Genomic DNA, 14218 nt, shown 5'->3' with positions numbered 1-14218 from the left:
AATTGTTATTGATATTATGGCAGTAAAAAATAAAATACAAATATCAGGAGATGTTATTATTGATCATGATCAGTATTTAATTACAGCAAAACCTAATGGATTAATAAAATTAAGTTTAGAAGAACTTGGTGATAATGAGGAAAAATCCGAAACAATAAAATGGCTTTCTCATTGGTTTCACGGTACACCAGATATTATAAAACAAGACACTCAATTTCATCTGAAAAATAAATTAAACTTAAGAGTTGAAGAAGTTTATTCTGGTGGTGGTCTTGGATGGATAGAACCCTTTAAGGATGGTGACACACCATTATGTAAAGCTCCACATGGATACTTTTTTAATTGTATGGGTTCTAGAAGTATTGATAGAATCGAATGGAGAGAGTATCAGACTGATGATAATGGACCGCTAGTAGATTTAGATGAAGGCAAGCATTATGGACAGGGAGTTCAATTACATATATACACTACAGGTCTTTATGGACAAGAGCTACAGGTATATCTAAGAGATGTTCGTAAAGTAAATGCAGATTTAACAGCTGATACAGATTTTAAAGACGATAGTAAAGACAATATAAAAGAATATTTTGGTGCAGAAGTAGATGTATATATAGATGAACAAGGAAATAAAGTACAGAAGGCAATTATTACTATTAATATAGAGCATCGTTGGCGAGTATTGGCTAGTGGTTGGTTTAGTAGTTATGGTCTGGATATAGTGCCTATTGTTAGAACTACCTTAGACAATGTTGATCACGGAGATTTTACTGGCAGCAAATATGAATTACCTGTCGAAGTACCAATTCGAGGGACTAAAATAGAAGCTCCAGAAGTGGTTAAATCAGGCAATAACCCAGTTATCATTGAAAAAATCGAAACTAATCCCGCAGAATTCCATCCTTGTAGATATGAGAAAATATTAGTATCATTTGAAGAGGACAATGAGGAAAAAACTTTGACTTTATATGATAGCAAAGATCAAGGAAGAAAAGATGAATTAGAATACCCCATAGTAGTTGGAACAGATCAAAAACGAAAAAGGTTTAAAATTCAATTAGAAGATGTTAATACCGATGATTGTCGTTTTCTTGGTAAAAATAATGAACATAAAAACCACGTAATTGATATTACATCATTACAGAAAAAAATAGATAATGGATATGGTACAAGAAGTAAACAATGGCGAGGTGGTAATACTGAAGATCTAGCCAAAGAAGTTGGATTACCAACTGGTGAAGTGAAAAATAAAAAAGGCGATACTCTTATAAATGGAGAAATAAAAACTGAAAAATCTGGTGATCAGAACGACGATAGAATTATTGATGCCAGTCATATAACAAATCAACTTGACATTGTTGGTAAAATAATGAAGATAAATGGAAAAAAGTCTTTTAATATTTTAGAAAAACATCGCCCTTTTATATTAGAACAGCCTACTGATGAATTATTAGAATTGGAAGTAGGTTACGATTTCACTTTTGGAGGGAGTAAACATTACGTAATGGGGTTATTAACTTCTATGATCCCTAATCGACAAGCTGCAATACAAAAATACCCTCTTGTTGTAGAAACCTGTGCCCGAACACATCCATTGGATATATTGGTAGTGCCAGACACTAAATGTACCATTCAATTAGCTTTTAACTATGACCTTAAACAGTATAACTTGGTTAGAGAGGCTTATCATCAAAAGTGGAAACGTAGAGAATTGGAAGCTGAGGACGTAAAAAAACGATTAGAAGCGAAGAGAGATAAGTCTCAAGCAATTCATATGGATAAATATCTTGCCGCGGAAGAAGCAAAAGGAAAAAAGAAGAAAAAATTAAAAAGAGAGGAAGAAAAATATTTTAATAAAAAAGTAGCTAATAAAAATAAAAAAATTAAAGAAGCTAATAAAAAATTAAAAAAAGCTAAATCAAAAACTAGTAAATCGGGTCAACTTAGTAAAGCTATTGATTTACTTGAAATGGATGATGCTATAGAAAACAAAATATTAGATATAGAGTTTACTGCTATTGTTGAGTTTGATCGCCCATATGGAGCTATCGAAGTTACTCCTCATTTTGCGGAAATTGTAAACTTCCTTAAAAAAATTGTTGATATCAAAGAAATGGTTGAGGGAATTATTAATGGAAAAAACTCAGATACAACAAAAAAATCTCCAAAAGGCAACTCAAAAAGGACAGACAATCTAAAAAAAGCACTAGATAAAAAGAAGAAAACTGGAGTAAAGAAAAGTAATTGGAGTTTCGAATTTTTAGATCCATCTATCGCAGTATCTTTTAGTTGGCATGCAGAACGACCAAAAGACCTAAACAAACCTGTAATGGGCACTATGTTTACTGGAGTAATAGATATGAATCCGCTTTTTGGATTCCAAATAAAATATGACGTCTATCAATTATTATATAAAATTAAGCATCCAGCAGTCTTAGCTATTGTTGCAACTTTGGATGTTCTAGATGAACTTGCGGGAGATAATTTCGATATAGACCTAGATCTTATTGTTACTTCAGAAATAAGCGGAACTATGATGGGAATGATAAATACTGTTCCTGGTAGTAAGTATATTGATCGCTTAAAGGAAGATGAGGATGATACACCTGCAAAAGTGGGTGGAGCTGTTAATATAGTTTTAGAAGGCAAGATACAGGTAAACGGAGAATTCGAATCATTTATGTTTGGAAAGTATAATGCCTATGGAGAAGTAAGTGCTAGTGTAGAAACGGGTATTTCAATGGAGTTTGTTACAAAAGCGAACCAAGAAATGTTATATATCGAACCAGAGATAAAATTTGAAGGTCTAATTCTAAAAGGAAATGTAAAGGCAGGAATAACTAAAGTTCAAAAAAAGATAAAGGAAAAAGATCGTAAATCAGATGATGATTATGAGATGCTAGAAAATGAAGCTAAGCAAACTACCGAAAAACTACCCTCTTCGGGTGATCCAATAGAAGCATTAGAAAAAGAACAAGGAATTCATTATAAGACACACGGAGAAATAATTGTGTTAGATCCTTATGAATGGGAAATAACAAAATGGCAAATACCGTTATATAAATTCAAATGATAAAATGAAAAAAATTGTCAGCGTATCACTACTTATTATCTTAAGTTTAACTAGTTGCGCACAACGTAAACAAAAAAATAATTTTTCTCCTGATATGGATATCAATGCAATATTAGAAAATGATCCTTATATAGATCAACTACAAAAATATGATTATGAACCAGAATACGTAATTAAGATAAGATCTCATTATGCTTATGAAATTAGAGTAAACGATATGCCTGCTGCAAATAATTTTAGCACATCAACAGGTACGATATGGTATCCTATTAATGACAATATATTAAAGAAAGGTAAACAATCCCTGTCGATTCATATTTACCCTAGATATACCGATGATGAAACTCAAAAGACACACCTCGAAGATCCATCTGATTACGATTTTGAATTATGGATAGAACAATCTGCTTGGGTAAATGGTAGTAAAGAAGAACCTAAAACCGTATTACAATATGAAATTCCTAAAATAGATGAGAATGGTAATGAAATAGATTTTTATCAGTTACGATCACATCATGAAGAGTTAACATTTAATGCCACAGTACCTTATATTCTTACAGGATGGAGTGATAGCAAAGTGTTTAAGAAAAAAGATAGTGTTGAATTAGAAAAAAGAGTTGTAGAGTTCTATAAGAATTACAGACAACTAATGGTTGATAAAAAACCATTAAAATTAGAAATATTAGGGTTTAAACAGGCTTATGAAATGGCTCAATCTACATATACTGATAAAGATAAATTATTTGAGGATAGAAAAAAATATATTAATGATTTTGCTAAAGAGAAATTTATAATGGCAAGATTAGAAAATCATAAAATGATTTATTATGGAGATAACCGTGTTGTAGGATTAGTCTTTAAAAACAATCCTGATAAAGGGGAATCTGCTATTGCTAAAAAATTTCTCAATGAAAGTGGACAGAGAAGAATAACATATTATTCTTTATTACTTCACCAGCCCAAAGGATCAGATAGTTTAGAGATTATACGATAACTCTAAATTTTCAAACAAAAAATGAATTGTGACTTCAAAAAAGAAGAAAAAAAAGAAAAGAAAAATAGGCTGTATGTCTGTAATTATTACATTGATTGCAATCATTTTTACCTTTCTTAATTTTAAATGGTATACACAAGATAGGTTTTGGATAACATATTATGGTACTCCCCATGAGATGGTAGTGGTAGCGTTAGATTCTTTTAAGAGTTATAGACGATATGAATATAGTCATACTTTAAAGTTTGTTGATACAGTAAATTTCTCAGATGATCATATAGATTTTGTTTCTATCGACTATAGAATAAATGTAGGTAAAAGAATAGATGTTAACGTTTTAGATAATAAAGCCGCAGTTACTGAAAAACCTAGTATCCCGTATTCCATATTCTGGGGAGTATTAATGCTTGGTTCTTGGTATCTTTTCTATAATACAGTGTTGTATAAATTCTTTAGTAATGATTAAATATAGCGTCTTAAATGTTTGATTCTATTTTCGACTTTGTTCCTTATTTCATAGGCTTTGTTGTTATTTCCTTGATCTTATCTTTAAGAAAAAAAATAAAACAATTTACTGTTACAAAAGATTTTGAATTATCAAACATTAAGGATATAACCAATGGTCTGGTAAAGGTGGAAGGGACGATATCTTCATTGGAAAACCTTATTTCTCCTCTAACAGAAACCAAATGTATAGGATATGTTTATAAAAAAGAAGAGCATAAATATATAAGAGGAAAAAATGAACCTTCAGGTATCCAAGGTGCTCTTCCTAATGGTTATACAAAATGGGTAACAACAGAATCTTTAGAAAAATGTTCTGATTTTTATATAGAAGATGATACAGGTAAGATAAAGGTGATTTCTAAAGGTATAGTAATGGGGATAAAAAGCCATGAAACTAAATTTACAGAATCCAGAAAAATACTTCACGAAGAATATTTGATACTCCCGGATGATCATGTATACACGGTCGTAGGAACTGTTTCGAAAGATAAAAAAGGAACATTGATAATTAAAAAAGATAAAGAAGAAAAAAAACTTTCCATATTAGATGTCAAATATGATGAGTTGGTTAATGATATTTTGATACCCAATCTTAAACAATTTGGGTTTGCTTTGTTAATTCTTGTGTTGTTTGGGTTTTTAATGTATTATTTTAGAAACTCATAGATTTCAAAATGAGTAATAAAGCATAGTTTACAGAATTCACCAAAAAGAAAGTGGAATCAATTACAAAATCAATAGAGTAAAAAGTATTATTTAGATAATTCAAATAAATTTGATAGAGTAAGGTTAGAATTGTTAGATTCAATTATTTCTCTATTGGGATATGTAAAGATCATTCAAAAAACGTATTGTGATGAAAACTTTAAAAAAAATAGGGCTTATATTTTCGGGAATAGCACTAATCGTTGTATTACTAATTTCTTACTTACTTTTTAAAAGAGAAACCAAAGAATGGACAGAAAATATAACTGTTGCTCCAAATACTGAAATATCAATAAACCTAATGAGTTCTCAGCGAGGATATTTTGGGGGTCACGGTCTAGGATGGGGTGGCGGAGGTCAAAAAAACTTAATAGAATTTGAATATGACAGAGTACAATATGAAGATGAGATGCCCTATACTCCTATTTCTATCAAATATTATGATAGGCATTTTTACATCATATATTTTGATAGAGAAACAGATTTTAACAAGATAAGTTTCAGATTTTTTAAGTCAACCAATGAAGGAGAATTTAACGAAATTGAAAGCAGTCAATTTCCAAAGCAGATCGCTATCCAAAATAGGTGGTTTAGTAATCAAGAAAAACAAAATAAGATAGAACAATTACAACTAAACGAAATAAAAGGTTCTCTAACAGCAAAAGTATGGTATCAATTGGAAAAAGGAATAGATTATTATGAAATGCCATCTTATATTCCTTTAGACTTTTTAGAATCATATAGAGAGAAGTATATAAAATGAGCGTAATGAATTTGACAAAACAAAAAGTAATTTTTCCTCTCATAGTATTACAGATTGTAAGCTGTATATGGTATCTATTACCTTCTATGAGTCATACTCATGTTCCTGGAGGATTCATTAGAATGCTCATTTTTGGAGGAATTGCATTAGTATTATTAGTGATAACAACCATTTTGTATTTCATGTATAAACCTACTGGATTATTATGGAAAATACCTTTTGTAATTTCTATTGGAATGATCCTGTTAGCTTGGTTTTATAGTAAATAAGAAGAAAAGAATGAAAATTAATAATATAAAACTCAAAGTACTTTTTTCTTTTATAGTAGTAGTATTGATAATTAGTTGTCAGCCAACATTGAACAAAGGAAATTTAAAAATTGATGACATACCATCTAATTTTAATGTTCATAAATTCTATGAAGAATCTTTAGTATACGATGCTAGTGCAGATACAATAAAAGTAGGTAACCCTTTCTCTGGCGGATCTACTCAATTTGGTATTCAGTATAATCAAGGACATTATATGCTTGGCAGAAAAGTAGCAGAATTTTATAAAATTCCGTTTGAACGGATACATATGAGAGTAGATAATGAAGATCAACTTTCGAGTATTTGTGCAGTGGGTTTTTACGTTGATCTAGAAACCATTCTGAAGTCAATTAAAAGAATAAATGAAGTATATAGTAAAATTGAGATCAGTAAAAAGTTTAAAAATAGTTTCAAAGAAAGTTTTAACCCTTATTTTTGGAAAAATGAGGATAAGCAAATTTTATTATTTTGGAATGAAAATGAAGAGAAAAACTCAAATTCGGATATAACATATAAAGTTTATCTGTATATAACAGATTTGGAAACTTCCTTATCCATAGGAAACTATGAGCATGAAAAAGATTGGAAGTATTATATTCATTATGATGAAGAATCAGAATTTTATTAATGTTAAAAGTCTAAATAAATAATTAGAATTTAATAATAATGTGTCTTCATTTATATATCATAAATAAAACAATGAACTCCTCAATATTACTATTTTTCTTATTTCTAATACTCATAATAATTATTGGAGAATCTCAAAAGCGCAAAAAAAGGAAAAATAGAACAAAACCAATAATCTCAGATATCAAAGATATATCTAATGGATTTGTTGAAGTAAAAGGAAAACTTACGCAGATTAAGAAAATGACCTCTCCAATAACAAAATCAGAATGCATTGGATACAGTTATTCTGTTATGCGCTTTAATTCCTCAAGAAAAAGAAGTAGGAGTTCTATAGATAGAGGAATATCTGAATTAAAAGAGCGTGATAGGCATATGAAATGGAAGACAATATCTTCTGATACAGCATGTAATGATTTTTACATAGAAGATCAGACAGGTAGAATCAAAGTAAAAGCTAAAGACATTTCGATTTCACTTCTTCAGGTTAACCAAACAGATAAAAAAATATCTGGACATACGCATACCGAGAACTTGTTGCTTCAAGATGATAAAGAATATATACTAATCGGTACAGCAACATATAACAAAAAGAACGAATTGATCATTAAAAAAGATGAGAATGAATTTTCTATTAGAGACCCATATTTTGATAAAATATACAAAAGTGATTTGCCTGATAAAATCAGTAAATATGGTTTAATTTTTATGTTGATCTTAATTGGGTTACTATTTCTGTTCTTAAATAACTTTTTCAAATAGTTATCTTACAATTTATTTTTAATTGTTCGTTACAATCATATAGTTTAATCTTTTTTACTCCTATCGCCTATTTTAAATGAAAAATAAAATTTTTAACTTCATAAAATCATTACTTTTTATACTTCTGGGTTTAGTACTTATTGATTATTTCGGAGTTATCCTTGGAGCTATCATTTTATTTATATTAACCATCCTATGGTTCTTAATACCAAATAAAGTAGAAAGAACCATTATCAAATTAAAAAAAGAACTTCCTATTTCTCAAATTAGAGATATTCAAAATGGATTGGTTAAAATTAAGGGTACTATTCAAGCTATCGATCCACTAATATCAGAAATAAAGAAAAAAGAATGTATTGCATATTCTTATAAAACCGAAAAGAGTAGGTATACCAGATCAGGAGGAGTAGGAAAAAGTAGAACAACATTTTCAACACTATCAAACAATGTATTTTGTAACCCCTTTTTGATAAAAGATCAAACTGGAGAAATAACAGTGTCATGTGAAGATCTAGAAATTCGTTCTTGGTCAAAACCAAAATCAAATAGAGAAGCTAATAAAAGATATACAGAACAACGCCTAAAAAATAATAAAGAAGTTATAATAATAGGAAAGACTATTGACACCGATAATGGAAAACAGATTGTTGTAGATCCTGAAAAAAAAGTTTTTGTATTATATGATGTACCCCATTCTTAACTCCATTAAACCGGTAAAAAACTTAACAAAACAACTAACAACAACAATAATAATGAAATACAAGAGTATCGTAATAATCTTTAATACTATAGCCATTTTAATAACATTTGCCAGCTGTTCTCAAGATTATACTGATGGGCGATATCAGGTTTTTAATAAAGAAAACTCCTTATATAGTTACCTAGATGAGAATAATGAAGAACAAGTCACTCAGCTTACATTTAGTGAAGGACTAGCAGCAGTCAAACTACACGCTATTGATTCCAGTGGTTACATAAATAAAGAAGGAGAAATCATTCTAAAAACTAATGCAGATAATGTATATAATTTTTCAGAAGGAATAGCTTGTGTAGAAGTTGATTTTAAGTTAGGCTATATCAACAAAAAAGGAGAATATATCGTAGAACCTAAATTCGAAGGATTAGCTCACAAATATAACAACGGAATAGCCTTGGTTAGTATTAACAATCTTTATGGCTTTATTAATAAAAAAGGGGAATACATTGTAGACCCCAAGTTAGATTATGCGCTGTCATTTGAAGAAAATGTGGCTCGTGTGGTAGACACAACCAGCTTTTTGTTTTCCTATATAAATGAAAAAGGAAAAACAATCATTAAACCTCAATTCGAAAAAGCGGGCAATTTTACTAATGGATGCGCCGCGGTTAGTATTGATGGGGATTTATATGGGTTTATAAACAAAAAAGGAGAAATATTTATCAAACCTCAATTCGAGCAAGTTGGTAATTTCATAGGTGAATTAGCACCTGTACGTATAGATGATCAGGGAGGCTACATAAATAAACAAGGAAGCATTACAATCCCACTAAAATTTGAAGATGTTGCTAATTTTGAAGATGATCTTGCTAGAGTAAAAATCAATGATAAATGGGGTGCTATAAATACTAAAGGAGAATTTATAATTAAACCAGAATTTGATAGATTATACCCTTTTAATAATGGTATTGCTCGTATGGTACTCAATAGAAAATACGGATATATTAATAAAAAAGGAGAAATTATAATTGATCCTGTTTTTATAGCTGCTGAAGATTTTGAGATTGGAGTAGCATACGTAGAAGATGGTAAATACATTGGTTACATAGATCGTAAAGGAAAGTTTGTCTATAAAAAGGCTAAAAACTAAAAGAAAATATAACTATCAAACAGGTAAATTAAAGGTACTTTCTGATAAAGAAAACTAGACTATACCTTAGTAAAAGGTTTTATTCTCGTCTTATTGTATCATCATAGTTAACGGTATCGAATACGTACTTAACATAACCTCACCACTCTTATTCTTTGCTGGACTAATCACCTTCAGGTTATTAATAATTAGTTTGAGATCATACGTTAGCGTTTCGTCTGGAGATTTTGCCTTTATATTTTTAATCTCCCCATCTTTATCTATAGCAAAAAAGACAAATACCTTAATTCTCTGATGATTATTTAATGAATCGTACTTTTTCAAATCCAAAGCATCCACAATACTGTTTCGAATAGCCTTATTTAAACAACCACTACCCTTCTCATCCTTACATCCTTCTAAAACGGGATATTCTGTAACTACCGAGTCTTCCAAACTTCTTTTCTCTACTTTTACCTTCTTAAAAACAGAATCAATCTTTTTTTCGACAGCTTTATTCTCTTGTCTATGCTCAATTACAGGTAAAAAATCAACCTTCTCGTCTTCAGTTTTTCGTACCTGAAGTTTTATTCGTTCTATAAATCCAAATACTATTTTTTCTTCGACATCAACAGGCATCAGTGTTAACAATTGCTTGTTCTTCAAAGAAATCAGATTTTCTCCCTCTATTGTACGCCAAATGGAATTTTCAAACTCTTTAATATTTCTTTTCATCTCTTCGTGCTCACCATCATAAATAAATAAAAAATGACCATCTCCTTTAAAATGTAGTATGGTTTTACCCAACTCCTCAAGTATTTTGATTTCTCTTTTATCTTTAAACTTATTTTCGGGAACTATAACCTCTTCAACTTTCCATTTACCAGCTATAAAATCATTATCAACTTGTTGACCTAAAAGAATATAAGAATTAATAAAAAACACGAATAAGCAACCGATACACTTGGAAAACATTAAATAGTTATTTTAGTTAAGTACAATAAGCCAAGAAAGATAACAAATCCTATAGATACTCCTCTTACTATTAAAAAAATTCTGAACCCTACAAAAGGATGTCATGAAAGGTTATCTCACTACATAACTTACACAAGAATCAAACTCAAATGATGACAAAAGATTTCTAATAATTATACCCGCACAAATTTTTTTCGAATAATTAGGGTAACAATTATATGAGTAACTGTATATAAGTTTGACGACACGATTTTAAGGGGGAAAACACCCAATTTTATGTAAGAAAACACAAAAATAACATTGTTAACTATAACACTTTTAAAAAATTAAGTATTTTTATAATAGATTGGTTAAATACAATTTTTGACACTTTTTAGACAATTCTTATATATCAGAACTCTTCCCAAATCGTTCGAATTGTTTATGAAGTTAACTATACTAGTGAATAGTACACTAAATATAAATACATATAGGATTTTAGTATTAGTGCACTCTATAAAACAGAAAACAACGAGAAATTATGGCTCTGCAATCAAACACACAAATATTTATAGGTGGATCTCCAATATCTGCATATAAAAGATTAATGCTCCATCAGGAAATTGATGCACATCACGTTCTTGAACTTTTATGCAGAATGGATGTATTAGAAACTATAGCTGGAGAGATCGCATCAGAAAGTAAAAACTATCTAGGCGAGATTCTCACGGTAAAAGTTTCTTCTCTTGATACTGCCAATGGATATAAGGAATTAGAATTTAAAGGAATAGTAACTTCTGTTAGCAATACCAAAGGATTTCATCAGCAAAGTGGTGATATGGTTTCTATAAAAGCACATAGTTGCAGTATTATAACCGATGATGGACCTCATTATGACTCGCATAGTGACGTAGGACTCTCCGAAATATTAGACAAAACGTTTCAGGGATATGATAAATCCAAATTAGAAACCAATATTAGCCCACAGAATTCTGAAACTCTTCATTATAGTGTACAACATAATGAAAGTTCCTTTGAATATGCCAGTAGGTTAGCTGCACAATACAGCGAATGGTTTTTTTATGATGGAAGTAAACTGGTATTTGGAAAACCGGAAGATAAAGATACTACAGAATTAAATTATGGACATGATCTACAAGAGTTCTCTTTAAACCTCAACCCTACTCCTAATAACTTTAAATATTTTACCAACGATTACCTAACAGATGAGCAACACGAGATGGCAACGGCTCAGGTAAATTCTGGTGTAAATGGATTTAATGGATTTACCAGCGAAAAAAGTGATGCAATCTTTGCAAAAGAAACCAGTGTATATGTTAATTCTTATTACGACCCTCAATTAAAAAGGAGACTAGATAAACACGTAGAGCAACAAAAAAAAGCTACAGAAATAAGACAAGTTCAAATCCATGGCACAAGCGATAACCCTGGAGTAAACCTGGGACAAGTCGTGAAAATAAAAGGAGAACAAGCGGATTATGGAAATTTTAGAATTATTAGTGTTTCGCATAGCTCTAATGAAAATGGAAAATATCAGAACCGTTTTGTTGGTGTAACAGCTGATCTGGATGTATATCCTAACACTAATATGATGGCCTTTCCAAAAAGTGAATCACAAGTAGCCACTGTAATGGATAATGCTGATCCAGAAGGTATGAGTCGAATAAAAGTACAATTCCCTTGGCAAAAAGCCAGCGGAGAAGAAACTCCTTGGCTACGTGTGTTAACTCCTCATGCTGGAGGTGGAAAAGGTTTTCAGTTTACACCAGAGAAAGATGAAGAAGTTATCGTAGGTTTTGAAGGTGGTAATGCAGAAAGACCATATGTTATGGGAGCCCTTTTTACAGGTGGCAGTAATGCAGGTGACTGGAAAACCGAAAAAAATGACATCAAAGCTATCAAAACTAGAGGCGGGCATACATTATCTTTCTCCGATGAAGATGGAAAAGAGACCATTACGATTACCGATAAAAACGGCAACTCAATTATTTTAGATACTTCTAAAAAAGAAATAAACATCAGCGCACCAGAAAAAATTAATTTTTCATCAAAAGAAATTAATATCAATGCTTCAGAAACTGTAAACATTGATGGTACCAATAACGTAAATGTTACTTCCAAAGAAATTCTGAATGATGGAAGTGCAAAAGTTACTGTTAACAGTGGTGCTAAAGTAGAAATTGGTGCTCCGAGTACATTAGTAGAAGGAAAAGCTGAGTTAAAACTTACCAGTAAGGGTATGACTGATATTGATGGTACAGCAATGACTAATGTAAAAGGAGGATTATTAAACCTTAATTGCGGTTAATACACCATGAATAACGAACATAATCCCATAGCGCAATTAATTACTACAATCCAACAAAAATGGATTGATGAGGTAAGCCCTAACGATCATATTAAATTGGTAAGATGTTTAATAAAACCTGATCAAGCAAGATTGTATGAAGGGTTCTTACGTTTAGAATCTACTCCTAATGGAGGATTGCCAGATGTTCCCATTGTATTACTTACTGCTTTCGAAAATAAAGAAACACATAGTAAAAAGTTAATCCAGGATTGGGTGGAGACATTTAAAAAAGATGAAAAACTACAACAAGACCTCGATACCAGAAATCTAAAATTTGATTGGGATGTTTTAGAATTCGAAACAAAACTCGAAAATGAGAATACCGATTGTGATGTATTGTTGTTAGAAATGTTAAGCACCTTTCAGAAAGCAATGCCAAATCCACAACTACCATTAGCATTATCCCTGTATCCTTACTCCGTAGAAGAAACTAAAGAGTATGGAAAATGGATTGATAAGCTTATGCAATTAGGGTTACCCGATAAGGTCCGATTGATGTTTTTTGACTATGTAGAAGAACGATACTTTGATCTGCTTATAAAAAAGCACAGTGGTATATCAATCTCACTTGCAGTTCCTTTAGATTTACAAGGAGCTATCAACAAAATTGCTTCTGCCGGAGATCCTAATGATCCCGAAGTACAGTTTAGACAATGTATGATCGAAATGTCTAAAAGTGTAACTAAAAAGAATTTACAAAGACTTCATACCTGGGGAAAAAAAGGATTAACCGTTACTCAGAAGTCTGGCAGTAAATCTGCGTTTGCCACAGCTCATGTGATCTATGCCGGGATGCTTTTTAATTTTAAAGAATATAAAATTATAGAAGAATTACTGCAAAAAGGATTAGCCATTGCTAAACAAGGATTATCGGGAGGAGATGAAACCTGTAAACCTATTATTGTACAAAATTATGGATATCAAGCTAGTTGTAAACAGTTACAAAAACAAAAAGATACAGCAGCGGATTTATTTTGCAAACAAGCAGATATTTCAATTGAATATGGTTTTGGACCACAAGCGTTAACTGCATGGTGGTTAGGATATAATGTAATCAAGAAAAGAGATAAAAAAAGATATATAGATATTGTTACTAAAGCGTATCAATATGGTGTTTCATTAGCACCAGAAATGATAAAATCCACCTGTATGGCCTACATCGCCGCAGATTATTACAATATCAAGGAAAATAATAGAAATATAAACGAATGTGAAGCTATAGATATCTTTATGAAAGAAATTGAAGGAGAAGAATGGAGAGAAAGCGTAGAAGCACATCGTAAAGAAATGGAAAAAAAGAGTCTTTCAATTTTAAACTGGTTCTAGAT

13 protein-coding genes are annotated in these 14218 nt (G+C 30.8%); 12 read left to right on the top strand and 1 reads right to left on the bottom strand.

The window, feature by feature from the left end:
- The first annotated feature begins 16 nt into the window (after positions 1-16).
- The 10 genes from Q0829_RS00320 to Q0829_RS00275 all read left to right on the top strand — a co-directional run bounded on the left by Q0829_RS00320 (position 17) and on the right by Q0829_RS00275 (position 9586).
- A complete protein-coding gene (locus tag Q0829_RS00320; protein WP_298538631.1) occupies positions 17-3070 on the top strand; it encodes a hypothetical protein in 3054 nt (1017 codons plus the stop codon).
- Between the two features lie 4 nt (positions 3071-3074).
- Positions 3075-4064: a hypothetical protein gene (locus Q0829_RS00315; protein ID WP_298538629.1), complete on the top strand. Its 990-nt coding sequence runs from the start codon at positions 3075-3077 to the stop codon at positions 4062-4064.
- A 73-nt stretch (positions 4065-4137) separates the two neighbouring features.
- Positions 4138-4530 (top strand): hypothetical protein, encoded by a 393-nt coding sequence (locus Q0829_RS00310; protein WP_298538627.1) that lies wholly within the window; start codon positions 4138-4140, stop codon positions 4528-4530.
- A gap of 14 nt (positions 4531-4544) precedes the next feature.
- Positions 4545-5237 (top strand): hypothetical protein, encoded by a 693-nt coding sequence (locus Q0829_RS00305; protein ID WP_298538625.1) that lies wholly within the window; start codon positions 4545-4547, stop codon positions 5235-5237.
- A gap of 190 nt (positions 5238-5427) precedes the next feature.
- Complete coding sequence (locus tag Q0829_RS00300; protein WP_298538623.1) at positions 5428-6039, top strand: hypothetical protein; 612 nt, start codon at positions 5428-5430, stop codon at positions 6037-6039.
- A 5-nt stretch (positions 6040-6044) separates the two neighbouring features.
- Positions 6045-6308, top strand: coding sequence for a hypothetical protein (locus Q0829_RS00295; protein WP_298538621.1), 264 nt, complete (start codon positions 6045-6047; stop codon positions 6306-6308).
- Between the two features lie 10 nt (positions 6309-6318).
- A complete protein-coding gene (locus Q0829_RS00290) occupies positions 6319-6978 on the top strand; it encodes a hypothetical protein (protein WP_298538619.1) in 660 nt (219 codons plus the stop codon).
- Positions 6979-7049: 71 nt separating this feature from the next.
- Positions 7050-7739, top strand: a complete 690-nt coding sequence (locus Q0829_RS00285) for a hypothetical protein (protein WP_298538617.1) — start codon at positions 7050-7052, stop codon at positions 7737-7739.
- A 76-nt stretch (positions 7740-7815) separates the two neighbouring features.
- Complete coding sequence (locus Q0829_RS00280; RefSeq protein ID WP_298538615.1) at positions 7816-8439, top strand: hypothetical protein; 624 nt, start codon at positions 7816-7818, stop codon at positions 8437-8439.
- Positions 8440-8491: 52 nt separating this feature from the next.
- Positions 8492-9586 (top strand): WG repeat-containing protein, encoded by a 1095-nt coding sequence (locus Q0829_RS00275; protein ID WP_298538612.1) that lies wholly within the window; start codon positions 8492-8494, stop codon positions 9584-9586.
- Between the two features lie 90 nt (positions 9587-9676).
- Here Q0829_RS00275 and Q0829_RS00270 read toward each other — a convergent pair whose 3' ends face one another.
- A complete protein-coding gene (locus Q0829_RS00270) occupies positions 9677-10540 on the bottom strand; it encodes a hypothetical protein (RefSeq protein WP_298538610.1) in 864 nt (287 codons plus the stop codon).
- A gap of 520 nt (positions 10541-11060) precedes the next feature.
- Between Q0829_RS00270 and Q0829_RS00265 the strand changes: the two genes are divergently transcribed.
- Both Q0829_RS00265 and Q0829_RS00260 read left to right on the top strand, forming a co-directional pair.
- Complete coding sequence (locus tag Q0829_RS00265) at positions 11061-12848, top strand: phage baseplate assembly protein V (protein ID WP_298538608.1); 1788 nt, start codon at positions 11061-11063, stop codon at positions 12846-12848.
- A gap of 6 nt (positions 12849-12854) precedes the next feature.
- The gene (locus Q0829_RS00260; RefSeq protein WP_298538606.1) at positions 12855-14216 is read left to right on the top strand and encodes a hypothetical protein; all 1362 of its coding nucleotides are present in this window, start codon (positions 12855-12857) and stop codon (positions 14214-14216) included.
- The last annotated feature ends 2 nt before the right edge of the window (positions 14217-14218 follow it).

Source organism: uncultured Aquimarina sp., from assembly GCF_947492405.1.
Classification (GTDB): Bacteria; Bacteroidota; Bacteroidia; order Flavobacteriales; family Flavobacteriaceae; genus Aquimarina.
This window is presented reverse-complemented; position numbering and strand designations above follow the sequence as displayed.

Coding starts and splice junctions, on each gene's coding strand:
- Q0829_RS00275 (WP_298538612.1), top strand. CDS start 8,492: ATGAAATACAAGAGTATCGTAATAATCTTTAATACTATAGCCATTTTA.
- Q0829_RS00315 (WP_298538629.1), top strand. CDS start 3,075: ATGAAAAAAATTGTCAGCGTATCACTACTTATTATCTTAAGTTTAACT.
- Q0829_RS00310 (WP_298538627.1), top strand. CDS start 4,138: ATGTCTGTAATTATTACATTGATTGCAATCATTTTTACCTTTCTTAAT.
- Q0829_RS00260 (WP_298538606.1), top strand. CDS start 12,855: ATGAATAACGAACATAATCCCATAGCGCAATTAATTACTACAATCCAA.
- Q0829_RS00295 (WP_298538621.1), top strand. CDS start 6,045: ATGAATTTGACAAAACAAAAAGTAATTTTTCCTCTCATAGTATTACAG.
- Q0829_RS00290 (WP_298538619.1), top strand. CDS start 6,319: ATGAAAATTAATAATATAAAACTCAAAGTACTTTTTTCTTTTATAGTA.
- Q0829_RS00285 (WP_298538617.1), top strand. CDS start 7,050: ATGAACTCCTCAATATTACTATTTTTCTTATTTCTAATACTCATAATA.
- Q0829_RS00305 (WP_298538625.1), top strand. CDS start 4,545: ATGTTTGATTCTATTTTCGACTTTGTTCCTTATTTCATAGGCTTTGTT.
- Q0829_RS00265 (WP_298538608.1), top strand. CDS start 11,061: ATGGCTCTGCAATCAAACACACAAATATTTATAGGTGGATCTCCAATA.
- Q0829_RS00320 (WP_298538631.1), top strand. CDS start 17: ATGGCAGTAAAAAATAAAATACAAATATCAGGAGATGTTATTATTGAT.
- Q0829_RS00270 (WP_298538610.1), bottom strand. CDS start 10,540: ATGTTTTCCAAGTGTATCGGTTGCTTATTCGTGTTTTTTATTAATTCT.
- Q0829_RS00280 (WP_298538615.1), top strand. CDS start 7,816: ATGAAAAATAAAATTTTTAACTTCATAAAATCATTACTTTTTATACTT.
- Q0829_RS00300 (WP_298538623.1), top strand. CDS start 5,428: ATGAAAACTTTAAAAAAAATAGGGCTTATATTTTCGGGAATAGCACTA.